Below are 22,684 nucleotides of genomic sequence, written 5' to 3'. Positions count from 1 at the left end.
CCGGTGGCAGGCTGCGCCGGAATACATGGCAAGAAAGCAATTTGATCTGATCGTGTTCGATTGGGACGGCACGTTGATGGACAGCACGTCGACGATCGTGCGCTGCATCCAGGCCGCCGCCAAGGATCTGGCGCTGCCGATTCCGGGCGAAGATGCGGCCTCGCACGTGATCGGCCTGGGCCTGTACGAGGCCATGCAGGCGGTCATGCCCAATATCGACCCCAAATATTACCCGCGCATGGTGGAGCGCTATCGCTACCACTACCTGTCCAAGGATCACGAACTGACCCTGTTCAAAGGCGTGGCCGAGATGCTGCAGGAGCTGTCGCAGCAGGCCTATTTCCTGGCCGTGGCCACCGGCAAGAGCCGCGTCGGCCTGAACCGCGCGATGAACGCGGCCGGGCTGCTGTCGATGTTCGACGCCACCCGCTGCGCGGACGAAACGTTTTCCAAGCCGCATCCGGCCATGCTGCAGGAGCTGACCCGCGAACTGGGCCAGGACTTGAAGCGCACCTTGATGATAGGCGACACCAGTCACGATTTGCTGATGGCCAACAACGCCGGCGCGGCCGGCGTGGCGGTGGAATACGGCGCCCATCCGGTCGACCAGCTGCGGGCTTGCAATCCGATGTACTCGGCAAAAACCGTGGCCGAGCTGCACCAGTGGCTGAACGAGAACGCTTGATGAGCGACAGCGTGGAAATCCTGATCTGCGCGGCCGACGCGGTGCCGGACCTGGGCCGGGGCGTGCGCTTCCCGGTCACGGCCGGCGGCGAGGACGCCACCGGCTTCGTAGTGCGCTTCGGCGGCAAGGCCTACGGCTACCTGAACCGCTGTGCCCATGTGCCTATCGAGCTGGACTGGAACGAGGGCGAGTTCTTCGAGTCGAGCAAGCTGTACATCATGTGTTCGACCCACGGCGCCATCTATATACCCGAAAACGGCCAATGTGCCGGCGGTCCCTGCCGGGGCGGCCGGCTGCGCCCCATCACCGTGGTGGAGCACGACGAGCAACTTTACTGGCAGCCGGACGACTATGTCCGGCCCGCCCGCGCCTGAGCGGCGCCTACCCCGAGTTAAGATTCCATGAGCGACAATACGAGCGATAGCAATAGTGCCGGCAATGACAATGGCGGCAGCGGCAACCCGGGCGCCCGCGGCGGCGCGCCCGCCCCATCCGTGGCGGGATTGAACTGGGAACGCGAGGTACTCGAAAAACTGGTGCTGTCTACCGTGCGCGAGCGCCGCGCCAACCGCCGCTGGGGCATCTTCTTCAAATTGAGCACCTTAGTGCTCATATTTGTCGCCATCGCCGCCTATTTCGATTTTACTTTCCCCGGCGCCGACACCGAAACCCTGGGCCGCCACACGGCCCTGATCGAGATCGAGGGCGATATCGAAACCGAAGGCAGCGGTTCGGCGGCGGTGGTGATCCCGGCGCTGAACAAGGCCTTTTCCGACCACGGCTCGGTGGCGGTGGTGCTGCACATTAACAGTCCGGGCGGCAGCCCGGTGCAGGCCGGCATGATCGTCGACGAGATCCGCCGCCTGCGCCAGGGCTATCCCGCCAAGCCGCTGTACGTGGTGGTGAACGAAATCTGCGCCTCGGGCGGCTATTATATTGCCGCCGCCGGCGACAAGATTTTCGTCAACAAGGCCAGCATCGTCGGCTCGATCGGCGTGCTGATGGATGGTTTCGGCTTCAACGGCGTGATGAGCAAGGTCGGCGTCGAGCGCCGCCTGCTGACGGCCGGCGCCGACAAGGGTTTCATGGACCCGTTCATGCCCATGAGCGAAAAGCACCGCCAGCACGCGCAAACCATGCTCAATGAAATCCACGGCCAGTTCATCGACGTGGTGCGCACCGGGCGCGGCAAGCGCCTGAAGGAAACCCCGGAAACCTTCTCCGGCCTGTTCTGGACCGGCGCGCGCGCCATCGACATGGGCCTGGCGGACGGGCTGGGCACGGTGGACACTGTGGCGCGCGACGTGGTCCATGCCGAGGACATCGTCGACTACACCCAGCATGAGGGCTTGCCTGAGCGCGTGCTGAAGAAATTCGGCGCCGCCATGGGCGCGGGCGCGATGAAAGCGGCGGTGCAGGGCGCCGCGCCGGCGGTGCGGTAGGCGGATGGGGAATTGCTGAGTTACGTGCGCTATGTGCGTGCGCGCACGGTGTAACATTGACAGGATGGCTTGATTTCTTCTTGTATTCTTCCCGGGGTGGGCTATATTGGTGTTGTAGTTCTTTCCCAGGGAGGCCGCATAAACAGCTTAACCCGTTGTCTGCACAAGTTTGCCGTAAGTCAGAAACGAACTACTCAACCGCATCGCTGATGCGGACCCGAGAGAATTTCAATTCCTCGCATTGAGCTCCGCAATGGGGCATGAGAACGGCGGCGTCATTGCCGCTGTTTTCATTTGTGCTTGCCGTTATGCATGCCGTTTCCGCCACTGCCATGCGAAAGCCGCCCGCCGCCAGCCAGTCCATGAAATGCTGTTGAGCCGCCGCATGCCACTCCGCTTGCGGCATGGCGGCCGGCCCCACGCCGGTCTCGCCCAGCCGCCAGCGCTCCACGCCCAAGCGGGTGGCGTGCAGGGCCAGGTGGCAGTCAGCCGATTTATGCGAACTCATCTTGCATCCTTTCTGACAGGCATTAGGTAGATTCCTACAGTGATTTCAGTGTAGCCCAGCAAAACGAACGGCCTTTGATCTGCGTCAAGCCGCGTTTGAAATCTGGTAAAGTCTCGCCCTATGAGCAAATTATCCTTAGACCGCATCCTGCAATCCCAGGGTTTCGGCACGCGCAAATACTGCCGCGCCCTGATCGAAGACGGCGAAGTGAGCATCGCCGGCGAAGTCCACGACAACTACAAAGCCAGCATCGAGACCGATGGCCTGGTGCTGACCATCTTCGACGAAGAATGGGTGTACCGCGAACACTTGTACATCGCTCTGAACAAGCCGGCCAACTATGAATGCTCGCGCAAGCCCAGCCACCATCCCGGCGTGCTGACGCTGCTGCCCGAACAGTTCAGCTGGCGCGAGGTGCAGCCGGTCGGCCGGCTCGACCACGACACCACCGGCATGCTGCTGATGTCCGACGATGGCCCCTTTATCCATGCACAATCGTCGCCGAAGCGGCATGTTCCCAAAGTCTACCAGGCCACCACGCAAGAGCCGGTGACGCCGGAACTGGTGGCGCAACTGCTGGCCGGCGTGCAGCTGCACGACGAACCGGCGCCGCTGGCGGCGCTGGTGTGCGAGCAGCGCGGCGAGCACCAGCTGGAAATCGTGCTGGAGCAGGGCAAATACCACCAGGTCAAGCGCATGCTGGCCGCCGCCGGCAACCACTGCAGTGCGCTGCACCGCTCCGCCATCGGCCAGCTGCAGCTGGAATCGCTGGGCCTGGCGGAAGGCGAGTGGTGCTACCTGACGCCGGAGCAACTGGCGCTGCTGGCGCCGGCCTGAGCTGTTTCGGCTGCGGTTCATTCCGTCAGGCCGATGGCCAGCTGCCGGGCGAAGCGCCGCAGATCCGGCACGGCGACCGCTTCCCAGTAGTTGGCCTTCAACCAGGGACCGATATAAAACAGCCGGCTTGAAGCCTGGCCCCGGGCATCGATGACCGCGCAATTGGCGCTGACGTCCAGGCCCAGGCCCAGGCTGTCGGTGCGCATCAATCCGTCGGCCAGCAGCTGCGCAACCAGCGGGCTGCCGGCGCTGCGCGGGTCGGTGCAGGGGCCGGTGCAGTTGATCACCCAGCCGGTGCGCAGCGACCGTGCCGCCGCCGCGCCGCGCGCGCGCAGCGACACTTGCACGCTGCCATCGGCTTCCTCGAATCCCAGCACGCGTGCCGCCAAGGTCTGCACGGCGCCCGCCTCCAGCGCCAGGCTGAAGCGCTCGTGGGCTGCCGGCGCCAGGCGGTGCCGGTGGGTATCCCAATATGGCTGGACATGGCGCAGGAAGCGTTGGCGCTCGCGCTCCGGATAGGCCTGCCACACGTCCGCCGTCACCGGCCGCAGCAGCGCCATGGCTTCGCGCCAGTCGCGCCCGGCCGCCGCCAAGCTGCGGCAGTAGCGTCGGAATGCGCGCAGTTGTTCGCGCACGGTGCGCGCGCCGCCCCAGATGGCGTCCGCCCGCAGCCCGTCGGCCGGAGTGCCCCCCGCTGCGTGGCGGTGCGCTTGCGGCAGCAAGCCGTGCCGCGAGACCGCCAGGATTTGCCGGTCCGGGTTCCTGTCCAGCAAGGTCATGGCAACGTCCACCGACGTCAGGCCGGTGCCCAGCAGCATCACCGGCACGTCGCCGGGAACGCCGTCCATGCTGCCCTGGTCCCACGGGTCGCGCACATAGCGCGCGCTGTCGTAAAACGCCATATTGGCGATGCGGGGATTGCATGCCGGGAAATGGCCGAGCGCCAGCACCACCTTGTCGGCTTCGATGGTCTCGCCCGACTCCAGGGCGACCAGGCTGGCCTGGCTGTTTGCCGCCTGGGCGATGCGGACCACGTGGTGGTAAACGCGCTGCAACTGCGTGCCCGCCGGGCAGGCGAGCTCGGCCTGTTCCAGCAGCCATTCCAGGTAGTCGCCGTAAATGCGGCGCGAAACGAATGCGCCAGGGCCGAGGCCCGGATCGATCCCTTGGGCGTAGCGCAGGAAATGGCCGGGATCCTCGTCGAAGGCGCTCATGTTGCCGGCCGGAACATTGAGCGTGTGGGCCGGGCTTTGCGTTCCATAAGCCATGCCGCGCGCAATGCGCCCGTCGCCGTTCACCAGGCACACCCGCAATGGCCCGGCATGGCGTTGCTGCAGCAGCCGGGCGGCAATGACGGCCCCCGAGAAGCCGGCGCCTATGATCACGATGGATCTCATTATTCGATTTTTGCATAAGCTTAGAAGAAATTCATTTTATTCCATGTGGACATGAAGCCGCGTGGCGCGGAAGTAACAGGGCAATTCCCTGCTGTTCTGCCGATGGGGCGGGCGGCGGCGCTGCCATACTGCGTGTAGTTGAATGAGGCGCAGGATCAGCACATGGCAGAAGAGAGCGAAAGCGAAAAGACAGAACCGGCGTCACAGAAGCGCCTCGAGCAGGCGCGTGAAGAAGGCGACGTTCCCCGATCGCGCGAAGTGGCCACCTTTGTCGTGCTGATGACCGCCGGCGCCATGCTGTGGATGTTCGGTTCCAGCCTGGTGCGCGACCTGTCCTCGGCCATGGTGTCCGGCCTGGCGCTGGACAAGGAGCAGATCTTCAATGCCGACGTGCTGCTGACCCGCGTCGGCGTCGACGTCGGCCGGGTGCTGCTGGCCTGCCTGCCGTTGGGCGTGGCCGTGATGGTGGTGGCGCTGGTGTCGCCGCTGCTGGTGGGCGGCTGGCTGTTCAGCGGCAAGGCCGTCACCCCCAACCTGATGAAGCTCAATCCCATGCGCGGCCTGGGCAATATGGTGTCCACCAACGCGCTGGTGGAGCTGGCCAAGGCCATCGCCAAGACCATCGTGGTCGGCTTCGTGGCCTACCTGGTGGTGATGAAGCAGAAAGACGCCGTGATCGGCCTGGCGATGGAGCCGTTCAAGCTGGGCAGCGCCCACATGCTGGACATGCTGGGCATGAGCTTTTTGTTCATCGTCGGTTCGCTGGGCCTGATCGCCGCCATCGACGCGCCGTACCAGATGTGGCACTACGCTAACAAGCTGAAGATGACGCGCCAGGAAATGATCCAGGAATCCAAGGAGTCCGACGGCAATCCGCAGATCAAGGGCAAGATCCGCCAGCTGCAGCGCGAGATGGCCAAGCGCCGCATGATGGCCGACGTGCCGACCGCCGACGTGGTGGTGACCAACCCGACCCACTACGCGGTGGCGCTGAAGTACACCGAAGGCACGGGCGCGCCGAAGGTGGTGGCCAAGGGCACCGACGAGGTGGCGGCCAAGATCCGCGAGCTGGCGCGCGAGCACAAGGTGGCGATCCTGGAAGCGCCGGCGCTGGCGCGTGCGCTGTATAAGCACAGCGACATCGGCGACGAGATCCCGCAGCGCCTGTACGCGGCCGTGGCCGAAGTGCTGGCCTACGTGTTCCAGCTGCGCAGCTTCAAGCCGGGCGGCCGCTATCCGGACCGGCCGACCAGGCTCGAGGTGCCGAACGACATGGACCCGAACCACCCGGATTACGAAGCGGCCAAGCTGGCCAAGCAGCAAGCCCTGCAGCAGAAAAACGATAGCAGCAATAACAACAGCGACGGAGCAGCATCATGAACAGCATCAGAATGCCAGAATGGATGAGCCGCACTTTCGGCGGCATGAGCAGCGCCGGCAGCAAGAGCCTGGCCGCGCCTATCCTGATCATCATGCTGCTGATGATGATGATCCTGCCGCTGCCGGCCTTCGCGCTGGACCTGTTCTTCAGCTTCAATATCGCGCTGTCCATCATCGTGCTGCTGACCGCGCTGTACACCGTCAAGCCGCTCGACTTCATGGCCTTCCCGACCGTGCTGCTGGTGTCGACCATGCTGCGCCTGGCGCTGAACGTGGCCTCCACCCGCGTGGTGCTGACCGAGGGCCACACCGGCGCCGGCGCGGCCGGCAAGGTGATCGAGGCGTTCGGCCACTTCCTGATCGGCGGCAACTACACGGTCGGTATCGTGGTGTTCATCATTCTGACCATCATCAACTTCACCGTGGTCACCAAGGGCGCGGGCCGTATCGCCGAGGTGGGCGCGCGCTTCGCCCTGGACGCGATGCCGGGCAAGCAGATGGCGATCGACGCCGACCTGAACGCCGGCCTGATCGGCGAAGCGGAAGCGCGCAAGCGCCGCAGCGAAGTGTCGATGGAAGCCGAGTTCTACGGCGCCATGGACGGCGCCTCCAAGTACGTGCGCGGCGACGCCATCGCCGGCATCCTGGTGACGGTGATTAACATCATCGGCGGCCTGCTGGTCGGCCTGATCCAGCACGACCTGGCCTTCGGCGAAGCGCTCAAGGTGTACACGCTGCTGGCCATCGGCGACGGCCTGGTGGCACAGATCCCGTCGCTGGTGATTTCGATCGCCGCCGGTATCGTGGTGTCGCGCGTGGCCAGCGAGCAGGACATCGGCACCCAGGTGATCGGCCAGCTGTTCGCCAAGCCGCAAGTGCTGTACGTGACCGCCGGCATCATCGGCGGCATGGGCCTGATTCCCGGCATGCCCAACCTGGTGTTCCTGCTGCTGGCGGGCGTGCTGGGCGGCGCCGGCTACCTGATGGACAAGCGCGCCAAGGCGCTCGCCGGCGGAGCGGGCGGGGCCGCGCCGGGCACACCGGCCGCGGAAGCGGCGGCAGCGGCCGGCGGCGCGGCGGCGGCCTCGCCGGAACAGGAAGAGGCGTCGTGGCAGGACATCCTGCCGGTCGACACCTTGGGCCTGGAAGTGGGCTACCGCCTGATCCCGCTGGTCGACAAGACCCAGGGCGGCGAGCTGCTCAAGCGCATCAAGGGCATCCGCAAGAAGTTCGCGCAGGAAGTGGGCTTCCTGGCGCCGCCGGTGCACATCCGCGACAACCTGGAACTGAAGCCGTCCGCCTACCGCATCGCGCTCAAGGGCGTGGAAGTGGGCGCGGGCGAAGCGTTCAACGGCCAGTTCCTGGCCATCAATCCCGGCATGGCCAGCGGCACCTTGCCCGGTCTGGTGACGGAAGACCCGGCCTTCGGCCTGCCCGCCATCTGGATCGACGCCGGCCTGCGCGACCAGGCGCAAACCATGGGCTACACCGTGGTGGACGCGGGCACCGTGGTGGCCACCCACCTGAACCACTTGATCACCACCCACGCGTCCGAACTGCTGGGCCGGGCCGAAGTGCAGGCGCTGCTGGACCACCTGGGCAAGGAATCGCCCAAGCTGGTGGAGGACCTGGTGCCGAAGATGCTGTCGCTGTCGACGCTGCAGAAAGTGCTGCAGAACCTGCTGGCCGAAGGCGTGCACATCCGCGACATGCGTTCCATCATCGAGACCCTGGCCGAGCACACCGTGCACACCCAGGACCCGAACGAGCTGACCGCGCTGGTGCGCATCTCGCTGGGCCGCGCCATCGTGCAGCAGCTGTTCCCGGCCGGCGGCGAACTGTCCGTGATGACCCTGGACAACCGCCTGGAGCGCCTGCTGATGCAAGCGCTGGCCGCCAGCGGCCCGGAAGGCGCCGGCATCGAGCCCGGCCTGGCCGACACCATCGCGCAGCAGGCCCAGGCCGCCGCCGCGCAGCAGGAAGCGCTGGGGCTGACGCCGGTGCTGCTGGTGCCCGGTCCGCTGCGCACCCTGCTGTCGCGCTTCCTGCGCCGCGCCTTGCCGCAGCTGAAAGTGCTGTCGCACGCCGAAATCCCGGAAACCAAGACCATCCGCGTCACCGCCCTGGTCGGCGCGCAGTAATCCCGTAATTCCACCTGGGCAAAATCGAGCCTGACCCCATTTTCCTGCACGGCAAAATGGGGTCAGGCTCGATTTTGCCATTCTGGAATAAGGGGCGGTTTTCGGCCCTGTTCCCCCGATCGTTTCTTTCACGCATCGTCAATAATGGAAGCATGAGAGTGAGCCGCGTCCGACTTGAAGTCGCGGCACTTGTGTAACAGGGGAACCGGTCATGAACGTCAAAAAATTTACTGCACCTACGTCGCGTGAAGCGCTGCGCAAAGTACGCGAGGCCCTGGGGCCGGATGCGGTGATCTTGTCGAATCGCCCAACCGATGGCGAAGTGGAAATTCTCGCCCTCGCCAACGACGATGCCGCCTCCCTGGCGCTGCCTTCCCCGGACTCGCCCATGGCGCAGCCGAACCCTTACCTGGACCTGCCGGACACGCCGTCCTACCTGGCCCCGGCTGCGCCGATGTCGCCGATGGAAGCGCTCGACGCTGCGGCCATGCGCGCCGCCACGCAGCGCGCCGCCGCTCCGCGCGCCGCCGCCCCGGCGCCGCGCCCGGCCGCCGAAGCGCAAGTGCGCCAGGCGGTGCGCGCCGCCGCGCCCGCAGCAGCGCCGGCGCCGTCGCTGGACCTGGAACGCATCAGCGCCATGGTGGCCGACGCCGTCAACAGCGCCAAGGCCAACGCGGCCGCCGAAATGAGCGGCATGATGAATGAAATCCGCGCCATGCGCGGCATGATGGAAACCCAGCTGGCCGAGATCTCCTGGGGCTCGACCCAGCAGCGCGAGCCGCAGAAGGCCGCCGTGCTGCGCGAGCTGCTGGCGGCCGGCTTCTCGGCCAGCCTGGCGCGCTACCTGATTGACAAGCTGCCGGCCGGCCGCGACGCCGCCGACAGCATGCGCTGGATTAAGACCGTGCTGACCCGCAACCTGTCGGCCATCGCCAACGAGGACGCGCTGATCGAGCAGGGCGGCGTGTTCGCCCTGGTGGGACCCACCGGCGTCGGCAAGACCACCAGCACCGCCAAGCTGGCCGCGCGCTGCGTGATGCGCCACGGCCCGGACAAGCTGGCCCTGATCACCACCGACGCCTACCGTATCGGCGCCCACGAGCAGCTGCGCATCTACGGCAAGATCCTGGGCGTGATGGTGCACTCGGTGAAGGACGAGGCCGACCTGCGCATCGCGCTGAAGGAACTGAAGAACAAGCACACCGTGCTGATCGACACGGTCGGCGTGAGCCAGCGCGACCACATGGTGGCCGAGCAGGTGGCCATGCTGCAGGGCACCGGCGCCAACGTGCAGCGCCTGCTGTGCCTGAACGCCACCTCGACCCAGGAAACCCTGAACGAAGTGGTGCGCGCCTACCAGGGCAGCGGCCTGGCCGGCTGCATCATGACCAAGCTGGACGAGGCCGCCTCGATCGGCAACGTGCTGGACGTGGTGATCCGCCAGAAGCTGAATATGTTCTACGTCTCGAGCGGCCAGCGGGTGCCGGAAGACCTGCACCTGGCCGACCCGGCCGCGCTGATCGAGCGCGCCTTCCGCCTCAAGCAGGGCAGCGCCGCCGGCCAGTACGCCGACAGCGAACTGCCGCTGGTGATGGCCGCCGCCGGCTACGCCGCCAACGACATTGCCCTGCGCGAGGTGCGCCTTGGCTAACTTCGACTTCGACCAGGCCGAAGGCCTGCGCCGCATGCTGGCCGGCCCGCAGCCGCGCATCGTCACATTCCTTTCCGCCACCCCGCAGGACGACAAGGGCGCCATGCTGGTCAACCTGGGCGCTTCGCTGGCGCGCGCCGGCAACGACGTGCTGCTGGTGGACGCCTGCGCCAGCGCGCACGGCGTCGCCTCGCGCCTGGGCGTGGACAGCGGCGCCAGCCTGCTGGACGTGGCGCGCCAGGAATGCGGCCTGAACCAGGTGATCCACCAGGTGCCGCAGGGCTTCGGTGTGGTATCCATGACACGCGGCGTAGCCCGCTCCGGCCCGGACGAAACGCGCCGCCTGGCCAAGGCCTTCGACGTGCTGGCCAAGCAGACCGGCCTGGTGATCGTGGACGGCGAGTTCGACGGCGAGGCTTTCCCGGTGCCGGTGATGGCCAGTTCCGACATCGTGGTGCAGGTCTCCAACAGCGCCACCTCGATCAAAAATGCCTACAGCATGATCAAGCGCCTGAACCACGAACTGGGCCGCCGGCCCTTCGGCATCGTGGTCACCGGCGCATCCGAGGCCGAAGCGAAGGTGGTTTACGATAATATGGCGCAAGCGGCAAGCCGATACCTGGCCGTCACCCTGGTTTCCATGGGGTCGGTGCCGGCCGATGAGTACTTGCAGCGCGCGGCGCGCCTGGGGCGCGCGGTGGTCGATGCCTTTCCTCTGGCCGGCGCATCGGTCGCGTTCCGGCAACTGGCAGGCCGTTTGGCGCTGGCCGGCGCGCCTCAATTCCGTACGGGGAGTAGCAACCATTTTAGTGTCTGAGAAAAATTAGAACGATATGTACACGGCCAAAGGGAAAGCGGACAAGAACTCGCTGCTGACGGAGCACATGCCGCTGGTGAAGCGGCTGGCCCACCATATGAAGGCCAAATTGCCACCCAGCGTGGAAGTGGATGACCTGGTCCAGGCCGGCATGATAGGCTTGCTCGATGCTATCAACCGCTACGAAGAAACCCATGGCGCCCAGTTTGAAACCTATGCCGTGATGCGCATCCGCGGCGCCATGCTCGACGAGCTGCGCAACAGCGACTGGATGCCGCGCAGCATGCGCCAGGACATGCGCAAGATCGAAACCGCCATGGCCACCCTGCAGCAGCGCCTGGGCCGCCCGCCGAGCGAATCGGAAGTGGCCAAGTCGCTCAAGCTGTCGCTGGCCGACTACCAGGAAATGCTGTCCGAAGGCGGCGGCCACCAGCTGATCTATTACGAAGACTTCCGCGACGACGACGGCGGCGAGAGCTTCCTCGACCGCTTCCATAGCGACGAGGACGCCGACCCGCTGCGCGCGCTGCTCGACACCGACTTCCGCCAGGCCGTGATCGACGCCATCGACGCGCTGCCGCCGCGCGAGAAGATGCTGATGGGCTTGTACTACGAAGAAGAATTGAACTTGAAGGAAATCGGCGCCGTCATGGGCGTGTCCGAATCACGCGTATCGCAGTTGCATACGCAAGCGGTAGCGCGGCTGCGCGCCACGTTACGGGAGCAGGCATGGACTGGGCCAGCATAGCAGGATTGATACTGGGCGTGGCCGGGGTGCTGGTCGGCCAGGGCCTGGAGGGCGGCAAGCTGAGCTCGCTGCTCCAGCCGGCCGCGTTCGCCATCGTGGTGGTTGGCACCTTGGGCGCGGTGCTGCTGCAGACCAAGCCGGCTACTTTCGTGCGCGGCCTGCGCATGGCCAAATGGATCGTGGCGCCGCCGCCGGACACCCGCATCACGCTGGCGCGCGAGATCGGCGCCTGGAACGCCACCGCCAAGCGCGACGGCATGCTGGCGCTGGAGCGCCACATGCTGGCCTCGAAAGACAAGTTCAACGTCAAGGGCCTGCGCCTGATCGTCGACGGCATCAACCCCGACAAGCTGCGCAACCTGCTCGACACCGAAATCACGGCCTACGAGACGGCCGAGCGGCAGGCGGTGCGGATCTGGGAATCGGCGGCCGGCTATTCGCCCACCATCGGCATCCTGGGCGCCGTGCTGGGCCTGATCCAGGTGATGGAAAACCTGGCCGACCCGGCCAAGCTGGGCTCGGGCATCGCCATCGCCTTCGTCTCCACCATCTACGGCGTGGGCATGGCCAACCTGTTCTTCTACCCGATCGCCAACAAGCTGAAGAACATCGTCACCCAGCACGTGCACCAGCAGGAAATCGCCGCCGCCGTGTTCTACGACATCGCCACGGGCGACCACAGCCGCGTGATCGACGAGCGCATCGCCACCTTGCTGCGCGAGTACCACTGACATGCAGCGCCGCGCCCGCAGGAAATTCGACGACGAGCCGGAGAACCACGAGCGCTGGCTGATTTCCTACGCCGACTTCATCACCCTGCTGTTCGCCTTTTTCGTGGTGATGTATTCGATCGCCGCCGTCAACACCGGCAAGTACAAGATCTTCTCGGACGCGCTGGGCGACGCCTTCGGCGGCCAGGGTGCGGCCAAGCCCATCAACACCGAAGTGCAGAACCTGCCCATCCCCAATCCGGCGCTGCGCCGGCGCACCGAGCTGCTGCGTAAGGAAAAGGAACAGATGACCAAGCTGGCGCAGGATTTGCTGTCCACCCTGGCGCCGCTGGTGAAGGAAGGCAAGGTGCGGGTGACGCAGAACAGCCGCGGCGTGAGCGTGGAAATCAACGCCAGCGTGCTGTTCGATCCGGGCGCGGCGGTATTGACCAGCAACTCGCGCGAAGCCTTGCAGGCGGTGGCGGTGCTGCTGAAGGAAGACCCGCACGCGGTGCAGGTGGAAGGCCACACCGACAACCAGCCCATCCGCAACAACAATTTCCCGTCCAACTGGGAGCTGTCGGCCTCGCGCGCCGGCGCCGTGGTGCGGCTGTTCATCGACGCCGGCGTGGCGCCGGCGCGGCTGACGGCGGTGGGCCATGCCGACAACCACCCGGTGGCGCCCAACGACCAGCCCGAAGGGCGCGCCCGCAACCGCCGCGTGGCGGTCACCATCCTGTCCGGCATCCCCGACCCGTCCACCGAAGTGCCGACCGCGCCGCCCGCCGCGCCGCCGGCACCACCCCCGGCCACCCCGCCGGCCCCGGCCCCGTAGGGCGGGTTAGCACAGCGTAACCCGCCGGCGCCGACGGCGCCAGTGCCAGCCGGCCCCCACGCCCACCACTCCCAGCAGCAAGCCTCCCACCGGCGCCGGCACCGGCAGCTGGCTGTCCTCGGCCAGCGCCGTCCCCTCGCGCAGCTCGGCAGGGAAGGGGCGCGGCGGCACCGGCACGATCTGCCATTGCGCCTCGTCCTGCGGCGCGCGCGCCATGTACTCGTCGATGGAAAACACCGGCGCCGAGCCGAAGGCGCGGCTGGACGGCACCTGCGGGATGCGCACCAGCACCAGCGCTTCCACGTCCGCCTGCAGCTGCCGTTCGTAGGCGCTGAGCTCGCGGCCCGGCGCGCCGCCTTCCAGCAGCGTAAGCAGGTCCTGCCCCAGCGCGGCGAAGGCCACGGCCGGGTAGAGCCGGGTCTGCTCCTCGGTGAAATAATCGTAGGCCTTGTGGCCGCTGGCCAGGCTCAGGTCCTTGGCGGCCTTGTAGCCGTAGGCGCCGATCGCCTTCAGGCGGCTGGTCGGCCCTTGTTCGGGCATCTGCCAGCCCAGCGCCTTGAATACGTCCATGCTGATGCCGGCGCAGTTGGCGGCCGCGTGCCGGTAGCTGAAGTCGTGCCGGTAGAAGCGCCGGAAGGTGTCCTGCATGCTGCCCTGATAGGCTTGCGCGGTGCGCGCGTCGCGCAGCACCGCCACCAGCATGGTTGACGGGCGGTAGTACTGCTGGCCGCTGTTCAGGTCCATCAGGTAGTTATCCATCGGCACCATGGCGGCGATCACGCCTTTTTCGCTGTAGCTGTCCAGGTTGTAGAAATTGTTCACCATCCAGTCGGCCCATTCGCCCTGCTGGCCGATGCGGCCGGTGGCGACCGCGAAGTGGCCGCCGTAGGCTTCGTCGTCGTCGCCCTGGGCGCCGTTCAGCACGATGGCCAGCACAGCCTTGCCGCGCCAGTCGCGCTGCGCGGCCCCGGTGCCGGCGCCGGCCTTGCCCTTGGCCGCCCCCGGCTCGCGCTCCCAGATCAGGCGCGTGGAGTAAGGGCTGCGGGCGCCGCCATTCTCGTGCCGCACGAAGCCGGCCAGCGTATCGCTGGCGGTGAGGGGCTGGCGGCGCAGCGGCGCGGCGTTAATGACGAAGTCGCGCGGCCAGATGGTGCGCGCTTCGAACGTGGGCTGGCCCGCGACGTCGCGCAGGCTGCCGCGCACGCGGACCTCGCGCTGGCGGAAAAAGTCCAGCGTGCTGGCGTCGAACCAGGAGCGGTTGGACGCGATTCTCGGTGCAAGTTGCATGGCCAGCGGCGCCGCGCCGGGCACCTGCAAAGCCTGGCCGGACGGCGCCAGCGTGGCCTGCTGCACCAGTTGCGGCGCGCCCAGCCAGACCAGGTCGGGCAGGGCGGGGACGCCCGGTTGGCGCGGCAGGGCCAGGCCTTCCTGCTGAAAGTACCACAGCGCCTGCCTCGGCGCGCAGCCGGTACAGCGGCCATCGCCGTAGCGGAACTGGCTGCCGTCGTACAGCCCGAGGCGTTCGCCTTCCAGCGCGGCCTTGACGGGCGCGGCAGTGGGATTGGCCGCAGCCGCTGCGGCAAGGTTCAGCGCCATGGCGCCGACGGCAAGGCAGGTATATGTTTGCATGAATGCATTATGCAAGACTCCGCATTAAATGCATCGGTGCAACTAACAATGATTGATTAGCGTCAACCGGTGAGGAAGGCGTGGCGCTACGGCACAATCCGCTGCCTGAGCCAGTCAGCCGTTTCCGCTTCGGTCCTGGTTCCGCTCGCCACCTCCAACATAAGATTGATGGCGTCGAAGCTGGTGAACTGAAGTGTGATGCCGTTGATAGCCAGGAACAGCCGGCCAACAATCCAGGCGGTGCGCTTGTTGCCGCCGCTGAAACCGTGGCTGGTGGCCAGACCATGGATGTAGGCTGCAGCGAGGTCGGCGGCATCGGGAGCAGGGGTGCCGCAGGCATACAGATTTGGTGCCCGGTTGAGTGCCGATTCCACCGCGTTCAGGTCCCGCACGCCGCTCAGGCCACCATGCACTGCAAGCTGCTTGTCGTGAATAGCGTAAGTGGTGACACGCAGAACCCAGTTCCACGTCACTTGGCGAGTATCCTTAGTATCTCGCGGTCGTCGTGCATGATGGCCTCGGCCATTGCCATTTGACGCTCGAACTCAGGATTGTAGGGTGTGATACGCATGGCGCCATCCGGCGCCTCGGTCAGATATAACGTATCGCCCTTTTTAACGTTCAGAATACGCTTGGCCTCCTTGTTCAGGATCAAGCCTTCGGACGCACCAATGGTGGTTACCTTGAACGTTAACACGACACCTCCTATATAATTTTTATTATATAGCGGTTCCCTTGAGAATCAAGCGGGACAGGCAGATGCGCATTAACCGGCGAGGAAGCCGCGGCGCGGGTTGGCCGAGGTGGGTTGGCCGCTGGGACCGTAGAAATTGCCTTGCGCCTGGGGCCGCAGCGCTTGCAGCGCGCCCTGGGTGTGGCTCAGGTGTTTGCTGATGAGGGTGCCGTTCACACGGTTCAGTTCTTTGGCTTCGCGCGTCAGGTCCAGCACCTGGGCCCACAGCGGGGCGGCTTCGGCGTCGCCGCTGGCGGCCAGCCACGCTTCCATGCCGGCTTCTTCCGCCTTGTAGCCTGCCGCGCCGAGCGCGTTGTGGCGCTGGCTGGCCAGCACGGCCATGTCGTTGACCAGGGAAGATTTCCGTGGCGTCAATTCCGTCAGTCCATCGATGTCCGCCGCCACCAGCTGCTGTTGTTCCTGCTTCAAGACTTCCAGCAGGGCAGTGATGACGCGCTGTTCTTCGCGCAGACTGGACATGGGAGAGACGGATGACATGATTTACCTATCTTTTACGTGAGTGCAGCAGATCCTTGACTGTTTCCAGCAAGCCATCCGCCACTTTTTCCGAGTTGACCTGGAATTGCCCATCGGCAATCGCAAGCTTGATGCGTTCCACTTTTTTCGTGTCGAACACGGCGCTGCTGCCGTTGGCGCTGCTGGCGGCCATGGCCTGCCCCTGGGCCGACAGCTTGACGCTGTCGGTGCTGATCGGTGCGGTGCTGGCCTTGTCGGCGCCGCGCGCGGTGGTGCTGGTCGCAGGCGAGGCCGGCAGGCCTGGCGTGCTCTTGACTGAGTCGTTAATTTTCACAGCAATATCCTCATCTGTTTGGGGCATAAAAACCCCGGGATCTGAGTTATTAACGGCGCCGTGACCATAAACTTTAGCGTTATTAGAACGCCACCTCCACCAGTCCCCCGGCTTTCGCCACCCCGCTGATCTGCTGCCCGCCGGCGGTCCGGACTTGCACAATCTGCCCTTCGGACGCGGCTGCCACCGCGCGGGCCTCGGCCGAGACGCGGAAACCGGCGCCGCCGGACACTACCCGCACCAGCTGCCCGGCCATGATGACCGGCTTGCTGCGCAGCGTGTCGAGCCGCATCGGCGTGCCCGCCCCCAGCGAAATATTGGTGCTGCGGCCCACCACCTGGCCGATGTCGGTGGCTATGCCGGCAGGCAAGGTTGTCAAATCGCCCTTGACCAGCACCAGCTGGCCCGCTTCGATCGGCTGGCCCTGGGCCAGCGGCACCGCGCTGGCCACGTAGTCGCCCTGCACTGTCACATTGGCTTGAATATACACCGTCCATGCGGAAGGGGCCGCACAGCGCACGCCGACCGTGGTTTTGCCCCAGGCGCGCGCGCCGGGCATGAAAAAGGCCTGCAGCTGCGGGCAGGGCGCCAGCGCCATGCGCTGGTCGATGGCGCCGACGCTGACGGCAACCGTCCCCGGCAGGCCCACCGTTTGCGTCTGCAGGAACTGCTCCACGGCCTGGCGCACGGCGCCCAAGTCCTGGCGCGCCGGCGCGGCCGGAGCCGGTGCCTGGGCCGTGGCTTGGGCGGCGCTGCACAGCAGTAACAAGGTGGTGGTCAGTATGCGTTTCATGGTCGGCTTCCCTTCGAATGTGGCCATGATAGCCCCCGCGCGCGCAGCCGAAGCGGGGAATAAGACGGCAAATCCGGGGCTGCTCGCGCGATCGGATCGGCTTGCCCATCCGTATCATCGATCCTGTCACCAATAGAAAGCGGGCGGGAGGTTGCAATGTTAGGGAAACTGGACGAATTCATGCGCTTCAACGAAACGGCCCTGAGCCTGCGTTCGCAGCGCCAGACCGTGCTGGCGTCTAACATCGCCAACGCGGACACGCCGAACTACAAGGCCAAGGACATCGATTTCACCGCGGCCCTGACCAGCGCCATGGCCGGCGCGGCCCAGCCGCTGAAGACGACGGCGCAGAAACATTTCCCTGTCCCCCAGCAAGCAGCTGGCACGCTGCCGGACGGCACGCCGCTGCAATACCGCGGCATCGTGCAGGGGGCGGTGGACGGCAATACGGTGGACATGGACGTGGAACGCAACCAGTTCGCCGACAACGCGCTGCGCTATGAAGCCGGCATTACGCTGATCAATTCCCAGATCAAGGGATTGATGGCGGCGATCCAGGGAGGACAATAATCATGTCGCTGTTTAGTATTTTCAATGTTTCCGGTTCGGCCATGAGCGCCCAGGCGCAGCGCCTGAACGTGGTGGCCAGCAACCTGGCCAATGCCGACAGCGCCACCAGCGCCAGCGGCGAGGCCTACCGCGCCAAGCAGGTGGTGTTCGAGGCGCAGCCGGCCGCCAATGGCGGCGCGTCCACCGGCGTCAAGGTGCAGCGCGTGATCGAAGACCCGTCGCCGCTCAAGCAGGTGTACGACCCCAAGCATCCGATGGCCGACGACAAGGGCTATGTCAGCATGCCCAACGTGAACGTGGTGGACGAGATGGTCAACATGCTGTCGGCGTCGCGCTCCTACCAGACCAACGTGGAAACCATGAACGCGGCCAAGACCCTGCTGCTGAAAACCCTGACCATCGGCCAGTAAGCCGGCTGAATCCAGAGATCAACGAAAGATAAAACATGACCACCGTGTCCACCAATCCGCCAGTGAGCGACGTACTGCTGAACGCCGTCAACCCGAAAAAAGCGGTTGCCACCGACAGCGTGCAGGCCGATACCGACAAGTTCATGACACTGCTGGTGACCCAGCTGAAGAACCAGGATCCGATGAGCCCGCTGGACAATGCGCAGATCACCAGCCAGCTGGCGCAGCTGTCCACCGTCACCGGCGTCAACAAGCTGAACACCACGCTGGAGTCGCTCAAGTCGAGCTATCAGTCGTCCGAGAGCGTGCAGGCGGCCGGCATGATCAACCACGGCGTGCTGTCCGAAGGCAAGAACGTCGGCCTGGCCGACGGCAAGGCCATCCTCGGCATCGACCTGGGCTCCCGGGCCGACACGGTGGACATCGTCATCAAGAACTCGGCCGGCAAGGAAGTGGCCACCATCCAGCTGGAAGACCAGGACGCCGGCACCTTGCCCATCACCTGGGACGGCAAATCGGACGACGGCAAGACCACTCTGCCGAACGGCAATTATGTATTCAGCGTGGAAGCGCGCGCCGGCGGCAAGGTGCTGAAGGACGCGATGGGCTTGCAGTTCGGCGTGGTGGCCAGTGTGTCCACCGGCGCCAACGGCGTCAAGCTGAACGTGCCCACCTCAGGACAGCTGAGCATGTCCGACATCAAGCAAATCCTGTAATTACTTTGTCACCCACTACCGCATAGGGGAAATCATGTTCCAACAAGGACTCAGCGGCCTGAACGCCGCAGCCAAATCGCTGGACGTTATCGGCAACAACATCGCCAACGCCAGCACCGTGGGTTTCAAAGGCTCGCAGGCGCAATTCGCCGACCTGTACGCCAACTCGCTGAACGGCGTGAGCGGCAATAACGCCGGTATCGGCGTGTCGGTGTCGCGCCTGGCGCAGCAGTTCACGCAGGGCAATATCGAAACGACCAACAACCCGCTCGACATTTCCATCAACGGCGGCGGTTTCTTCCGCACCAGCACACCCAGCGGCGGCATCCAGTACAGCCGCAATGGCCAGTTCCAGCTCGACAAGAACGGGACCATCATCAACGCCCAGGGCAATGCGCTGACCGGCTATCCGGTGACCAAGGACGGCGTGGTGTTGCAGGGCGCGCCCGCTCCCATCACCATTGATACCGCCGACCTGGTGCCGGTGCAGACCACCAAGGCCAACTTCGAGCTGAACCTGGATTCGCGCAGCACGGTGCCGACCAAGATTCCCTTCAACGCGCTCGATCCGCTGACCTACAACAAGCAGACCGTGCTGGACGTATACGACAGCCTGGGCAATCCGCACGTGCTGTCGACCTACTATGTGAAGACCAACGCCAACACCTGGGACGTCTACGTGGCCAGCGACGGCATGGAAACAGCGGCCGCTACCGTGGCGGCCGTTGTGGCGACGGATGCCGGCGTGATCGCGGCGCGCGCAGCCTACCAGACGGCAGTCAACAGCGGCGACCCGGCCGCGATCGCGCAGGCCAACCTCGACTACGCCACCGCCGCCGGCACCGCCATGCAGACCGTGCTGGACGCGATTCCCGGCGTGACTGCGGCGCAGAGCGCCCAACTGGCTGCCTTGTATGTTGCAGGCGACCCGAACAACGTAGGCGCCATCGTCGGCACCAATCCGGACGCGATCAACCTGGCCCTGGCCAAAGGCATTTCCGCGCCGGCCTCCAAAGTGTCGACGCTGGTGTTCGACCAGAAGGGTTCGCTCAGCGCCACCGCCATGGCCGCGGTGGACCCGGCCAACACGCTGCCATTCAACCTGACGTTCCCGATCTTCCCGAATACCGGTTCACTGGCGCCGCTGACGATCTCCACCAACTTCGTCGGCACTACGCAGTACGGCACCGCAACCAGCGAGAAGGCGTCCAGCCAGGACGGCTACTCGTCCGGCCACCTGGAGCGCTTCTCGGCCGGCGCCGACGGCGTGATCCTGGGCCAGTACAGCAACGGCAAGTCGCGTCCGCTGGGCCAGATCGTGCTGGTCAACTTTGCCAGTCCGGACGGCCTGACCCCGCTGGGCAACAATGCCTGGGCGGAAAGTTCGACCTCCGGCACGCCGCAGGTGGGCACGCCGGGCACCGGCGCCAATGGCCAGCTGCGTTCGTCATCGGTGGAAACCTCGAACGTCGACTTGACGGCCGAGCTGGTCAACATGATCACCGCGCAGCGCGTCTACCAGGCCAACTCGCAGACCATCAAGACCCAGGACCAGGTCCTGCAGACGCTGGTCAACCTGCGTTAATAAGATAAGGAAAGGCAGCCATGGACCGCCTCGTCTACACCGCCATGACCGGCGCCAGGCATATCCTGGAGCAGCAGGCCACCACGTCGAACAACCTGGCCAACGCCGCCACCACCGGCTTCCGCGCCCAGATCGATTCGTTCCGCGCGGTGCCGGTGCAGTCCGAAGGGCTGCCGACCCGCACCTTCGTGGTCGATTCGACCGTCGGCGCGGACTTCCGCGCCGGGCCGATCCAGACCACCGGGCGCGCGCTCGACGTGGCCTTGCGCGGCGAGGGCTGGATGGCGGTGCAGGCGTCCGACGGCACCGAAGCCTACACCCGCAACGGCAGCCTGAAGGTGAGCGAAAACGGCTTGCTGCAAACCACCAGCGGCCAGACCCTGATGGGCGAGAACGGCCCGATCGCGATCCCGCCGCAAAGCGAGGTGGCGATTGCCGCCGACGGCACCGTCAGCTCGATCGACACCAGCCAGACCAAGCCCGGCCCGGCCAACGTGCTGGGGCGCATCAAGCTGGTCAACCCGGACACCAAGGGCCTGGAGCGCGGCAACGACGGCTTGTTCCGCCAGAGCAGCGGCCTGCCTGCCGCCGCCGATGTCAACGTGCGCCTGGTGGACGGCGCGCTGGAGGGCAGCAACGTCAACCCGGTGGACGCCATGGTCAACATGATTTCGCTCGGGCGCCAGTTCGACATGCAAATGAGCTTGCTGAAGAATGCCGAGAATAACGCCGCGAAAGCCACCCAGATCCTCGCTTTGACTTAACGCTGTCCCCTGCATAATGGTGACGTGGAAAAAGCCTCGGCTGCCACGCCATTAAGGGAGAAAGCAAATGATACGATCGCTGTGGATAGCCAAGACCGGCATGGAAGCGCAGCAAACCGCGATGGACACGGTTGCCAACAACCTGGCCAACGTCAGCACCAACGGTTTCAAGAAGTCGCGCGCCGTGTTCGAGGACTTGCTGTACCAGAACGTGCGCCAGCCCGGCGCGCAGTCGTCGCAGCAGACGCAGCTGCCGTCGGGCATGCAGGTCGGCACCGGCGTGCGCCCGGTGGCCATCGAGCGCATCCACACCCAGGGCAACCCGCAAGCGACCGGCAACGATAAAGACCTGATGGTCAACGGCAACGGTTTCTTCAACGTGCTGCTGCCCGACGGCACCACCGGCTACACCCGCGACGGTTCCTTCCAGCGCGACAGCAACGGCCAGATGGTGACCTCCAGCGGCTTCGTGCTGCAGCCCGCCATCACCATCCCGGCCAACGCCAACAGCATCACCGTGGGCCGCGACGGCACCGTGTCGGTCACGCTGCCGGGCCAGGTTGCCGCGCAGCAGATCGGCTCGATCCAGCTGTCCACCTTCATCAACCCCACCGGCCTGGAGTCCAAGGGCGAGAACCTGTACGTGGAAACCGGCGCTTCCGGCGCGGCCCAGAACAACACCCCCGGCACCAACGGCACCGGCGTGATCCTGCAGGGCTACGTGGAAACCTCGAACGTCAACATGGTCGAGGAAATGGTCAACATGATCCAGACCCAGCGCGCCTACGAAATCAACAGCAAGGCCATCACGACCTCGGACCAGATGCTGGCCAAGCTGTCGCAGCTGTAAGCAAAGGAAGACCGCGATGAAAGCTCTGTTCCCCATCATCATTGCAGCCTCGGCGCTGGCCGGCTGCGGCACCGCGCCGACCTCCATCGTGCAGGGCGAGACCACCGCGCGGCCGCTGACGCAGGCGCAGATGGCCGCGCCGACCAGCGGCGCCATCTTCCAGGTGCAGGCTTACCGCCCGCATTTCGAAGACCGCCGCGCGCGCCTGGTGGGCGACGTGATCAACATCGTCATCACCGAGCGCACCTCGGCCGGCAAGAACGGCGCCAGCGCCGGCGGCAAGTCGGGCAGCGTCAACTTCAAGGCGCCGGGCCAGTTGGCCGGCACCTTCGGCAGCCAGATCACCACCAGCGCCGACAACAAGTTCGCCGACAACGCCAGCCAGAGCGCCAGCAACACCTTCACCGGCACCATGGGCGCCACCGTGGTCGAGGTGCTGCCGAACGGCAACCTGATCGTGGCCGGCGAGAAGCAGATCGCGCTCGACAAGGGCGTGGAATACATCCGCTTCTCCGGCATGGTCAACCCGGACACCATCGGCACCGGCAACACCGTGGCCTCGACCGCCGTGGCCGACGCGCGCGTGGAATACCGCACCAGCGCCAAGATCGACCGCGCCGAAATGAATTCCATGGCGGCCCGCTTCTTCCTCAGCGTGCTGCCTTTCTGATC

Annotated in this window: 26 protein-coding genes; 18 read left to right on the top strand and 8 right to left on the bottom strand. The window is 65.6% G+C overall.

Annotated features, from left to right (window positions below):
• The first annotated feature begins 25 nt into the window (after positions 1-25).
• The 3 genes from AC56DV_RS01910 to AC56DV_RS01900 are packed head-to-tail and all read left to right on the top strand — an operon-like array spanning position 26 to position 2,127.
• Positions 26-685, top strand: a complete 660-nt coding sequence (locus AC56DV_RS01910; RefSeq protein WP_496312613.1) for an HAD-IIIA family hydrolase — start codon at positions 26-28, stop codon at positions 683-685.
• Positions 685-1,059, top strand: coding sequence for a Rieske (2Fe-2S) protein (locus AC56DV_RS01905; protein ID WP_496312612.1), 375 nt, complete (start codon positions 685-687; stop codon positions 1,057-1,059). The genes AC56DV_RS01910 and AC56DV_RS01905 overlap by 1 nt, the downstream gene beginning before the upstream one ends.
• Positions 1,060-1,086: 27 nt before the next feature.
• Entirely contained in the window at positions 1,087-2,127 is a 1,041-nt protein-coding gene (locus AC56DV_RS01900) for a S49 family peptidase (protein WP_496312611.1), read from the top strand.
• Between the two features lie 190 nt (positions 2,128-2,317).
• Here the strand turns inward: AC56DV_RS01900 and AC56DV_RS01895 are convergent, their stop codons facing one another.
• Positions 2,318-2,635, bottom strand: coding sequence for a hypothetical protein (locus tag AC56DV_RS01895; protein WP_496312610.1), 318 nt, complete (start codon positions 2,633-2,635; stop codon positions 2,318-2,320).
• Between the two features lie 120 nt (positions 2,636-2,755).
• Here AC56DV_RS01895 and AC56DV_RS01890 point away from each other — a divergent pair, with 120 nt between their 5' ends.
• Complete coding sequence (locus AC56DV_RS01890) at positions 2,756-3,472, top strand: pseudouridine synthase (protein WP_496312609.1); 717 nt, start codon at positions 2,756-2,758, stop codon at positions 3,470-3,472.
• Positions 3,473-3,489: 17 nt separating this feature from the next.
• On the opposite strand, the gene AC56DV_RS01885 is transcribed toward AC56DV_RS01890, so the two are convergent.
• Positions 3,490-4,857: an FAD/NAD(P)-binding protein gene (locus AC56DV_RS01885; protein WP_496312608.1), complete on the bottom strand. Its 1,368-nt coding sequence runs from the start codon at positions 4,855-4,857 to the stop codon at positions 3,490-3,492.
• Between the two features lie 174 nt (positions 4,858-5,031).
• Here AC56DV_RS01885 and flhB point away from each other — a divergent pair, with 174 nt between their 5' ends.
• The 7 genes from flhB to motD all read left to right on the top strand — a co-directional run bounded on the left by flhB (position 5,032) and on the right by motD (position 13,151).
• Positions 5,032-6,249, top strand: a complete 1,218-nt coding sequence (flhB, locus tag AC56DV_RS01880; RefSeq protein WP_496312607.1) for a flagellar biosynthesis protein FlhB — start codon at positions 5,032-5,034, stop codon at positions 6,247-6,249.
• Complete coding sequence (flhA, locus tag AC56DV_RS01875; protein WP_496312606.1) at positions 6,246-8,390, top strand: flagellar biosynthesis protein FlhA; 2,145 nt, start codon at positions 6,246-6,248, stop codon at positions 8,388-8,390. Before flhB ends, flhA begins: the two co-directional genes overlap by 4 nt.
• A gap of 211 nt (positions 8,391-8,601) precedes the next feature.
• Positions 8,602-10,041 carry a flagellar biosynthesis GTPase FlhF gene (flhF, locus tag AC56DV_RS01870; protein ID WP_496312605.1) on the top strand — a complete coding sequence of 480 codons (1,440 nt, stop codon included), beginning with the start codon at positions 8,602-8,604 and terminating at the stop codon, positions 10,039-10,041.
• Positions 10,034-10,858, top strand: coding sequence for a MinD/ParA family ATP-binding protein (locus AC56DV_RS01865; protein ID WP_496312604.1), 825 nt, complete (start codon positions 10,034-10,036; stop codon positions 10,856-10,858). The genes flhF and AC56DV_RS01865 overlap by 8 nt, the downstream gene beginning before the upstream one ends.
• A 16-nt stretch (positions 10,859-10,874) precedes the next feature.
• Positions 10,875-11,606, top strand: a complete 732-nt coding sequence (locus AC56DV_RS01860) for an RNA polymerase sigma factor FliA (RefSeq protein ID WP_496312603.1) — start codon at positions 10,875-10,877, stop codon at positions 11,604-11,606.
• On the top strand, positions 11,588-12,337 hold the full coding sequence (locus tag AC56DV_RS01855) for a flagellar motor protein (RefSeq protein ID WP_496312602.1): 750 nt from the start codon (positions 11,588-11,590) through the stop codon (positions 12,335-12,337). Before AC56DV_RS01860 ends, AC56DV_RS01855 begins: the two co-directional genes overlap by 19 nt.
• Position 12,338: 1 nt before the next feature.
• On the top strand, positions 12,339-13,151 hold the full coding sequence (gene motD, locus AC56DV_RS01850) for a flagellar motor protein MotD (protein WP_496312601.1): 813 nt from the start codon (positions 12,339-12,341) through the stop codon (positions 13,149-13,151).
• A gap of 6 nt (positions 13,152-13,157) precedes the next feature.
• On the opposite strand, the gene AC56DV_RS01845 is transcribed toward motD, so the two are convergent.
• From AC56DV_RS01845 to flgA, 6 genes are all read right to left on the bottom strand, one after another.
• Positions 13,158-14,780 carry a hypothetical protein gene (locus AC56DV_RS01845; protein ID WP_496312600.1) on the bottom strand — a complete coding sequence of 541 codons (1,623 nt, stop codon included), beginning with the start codon at positions 14,778-14,780 and terminating at the stop codon, positions 13,158-13,160.
• A gap of 86 nt (positions 14,781-14,866) precedes the next feature.
• Positions 14,867-15,253 carry a type II toxin-antitoxin system death-on-curing family toxin gene (locus AC56DV_RS01840; RefSeq protein ID WP_496312599.1) on the bottom strand — a complete coding sequence of 129 codons (387 nt, stop codon included), beginning with the start codon at positions 15,251-15,253 and terminating at the stop codon, positions 14,867-14,869.
• Complete coding sequence (locus tag AC56DV_RS01835) at positions 15,250-15,477, bottom strand: AbrB/MazE/SpoVT family DNA-binding domain-containing protein (protein ID WP_496312598.1); 228 nt, start codon at positions 15,475-15,477, stop codon at positions 15,250-15,252. Before AC56DV_RS01835 ends, AC56DV_RS01840 begins: the two co-directional genes overlap by 4 nt.
• A 69-nt stretch (positions 15,478-15,546) precedes the next feature.
• Entirely contained in the window at positions 15,547-16,011 is a 465-nt protein-coding gene (locus AC56DV_RS01830) for a flagella synthesis protein FlgN (RefSeq protein WP_496312597.1), read from the bottom strand.
• A 7-nt stretch (positions 16,012-16,018) separates the two neighbouring features.
• Complete coding sequence (gene flgM / locus AC56DV_RS01825; RefSeq protein WP_496312596.1) at positions 16,019-16,324, bottom strand: flagellar biosynthesis anti-sigma factor FlgM; 306 nt, start codon at positions 16,322-16,324, stop codon at positions 16,019-16,021.
• An 82-nt stretch (positions 16,325-16,406) separates the two neighbouring features.
• Positions 16,407-17,117 (bottom strand): flagellar basal body P-ring formation chaperone FlgA, encoded by a 711-nt coding sequence (flgA, locus tag AC56DV_RS01820; RefSeq protein ID WP_496312595.1) that lies wholly within the window; start codon positions 17,115-17,117, stop codon positions 16,407-16,409.
• Positions 17,118-17,273: 156 nt separating this feature from the next.
• Between flgA and flgB the strand changes: the two genes are divergently transcribed.
• The 7 genes from flgB (at position 17,274) to AC56DV_RS01785 (ending at position 22,682) form a co-directional block, all read left to right on the top strand.
• Complete coding sequence (gene flgB / locus AC56DV_RS01815; RefSeq protein ID WP_496312594.1) at positions 17,274-17,687, top strand: flagellar basal body rod protein FlgB; 414 nt, start codon at positions 17,274-17,276, stop codon at positions 17,685-17,687.
• A 2-nt stretch (positions 17,688-17,689) separates the two neighbouring features.
• Positions 17,690-18,097: a flagellar basal body rod protein FlgC gene (gene flgC, locus AC56DV_RS01810; RefSeq protein ID WP_161073681.1), complete on the top strand. Its 408-nt coding sequence runs from the start codon at positions 17,690-17,692 to the stop codon at positions 18,095-18,097.
• Between the two features lie 35 nt (positions 18,098-18,132).
• Positions 18,133-18,813 carry a flagellar hook assembly protein FlgD gene (locus AC56DV_RS01805; protein WP_496312593.1) on the top strand — a complete coding sequence of 227 codons (681 nt, stop codon included), beginning with the start codon at positions 18,133-18,135 and terminating at the stop codon, positions 18,811-18,813.
• Positions 18,814-18,847: 34 nt separating this feature from the next.
• A complete protein-coding gene (locus tag AC56DV_RS01800) occupies positions 18,848-20,398 on the top strand; it encodes a flagellar hook protein FlgE (protein WP_496312592.1) in 1,551 nt (516 codons plus the stop codon).
• A gap of 20 nt (positions 20,399-20,418) precedes the next feature.
• A complete protein-coding gene (flgF, locus tag AC56DV_RS01795; protein WP_496312591.1) occupies positions 20,419-21,162 on the top strand; it encodes a flagellar basal-body rod protein FlgF in 744 nt (247 codons plus the stop codon).
• A gap of 67 nt (positions 21,163-21,229) precedes the next feature.
• On the top strand, positions 21,230-22,012 hold the full coding sequence (flgG, locus tag AC56DV_RS01790) for a flagellar basal-body rod protein FlgG (RefSeq protein WP_496312590.1): 783 nt from the start codon (positions 21,230-21,232) through the stop codon (positions 22,010-22,012).
• A gap of 16 nt (positions 22,013-22,028) precedes the next feature.
• Entirely contained in the window at positions 22,029-22,682 is a 654-nt protein-coding gene (locus AC56DV_RS01785) for a flagellar basal body L-ring protein FlgH (protein WP_496312589.1), read from the top strand.
• Positions 22,683-22,684 lie beyond the last annotated feature (2 nt).

The sequence above is a fragment of the Massilia sp. BGA-UO-ETr-WB1 genome, assembly GCF_059567845.1.
This window is presented reverse-complemented; position numbering and strand designations above follow the sequence as displayed.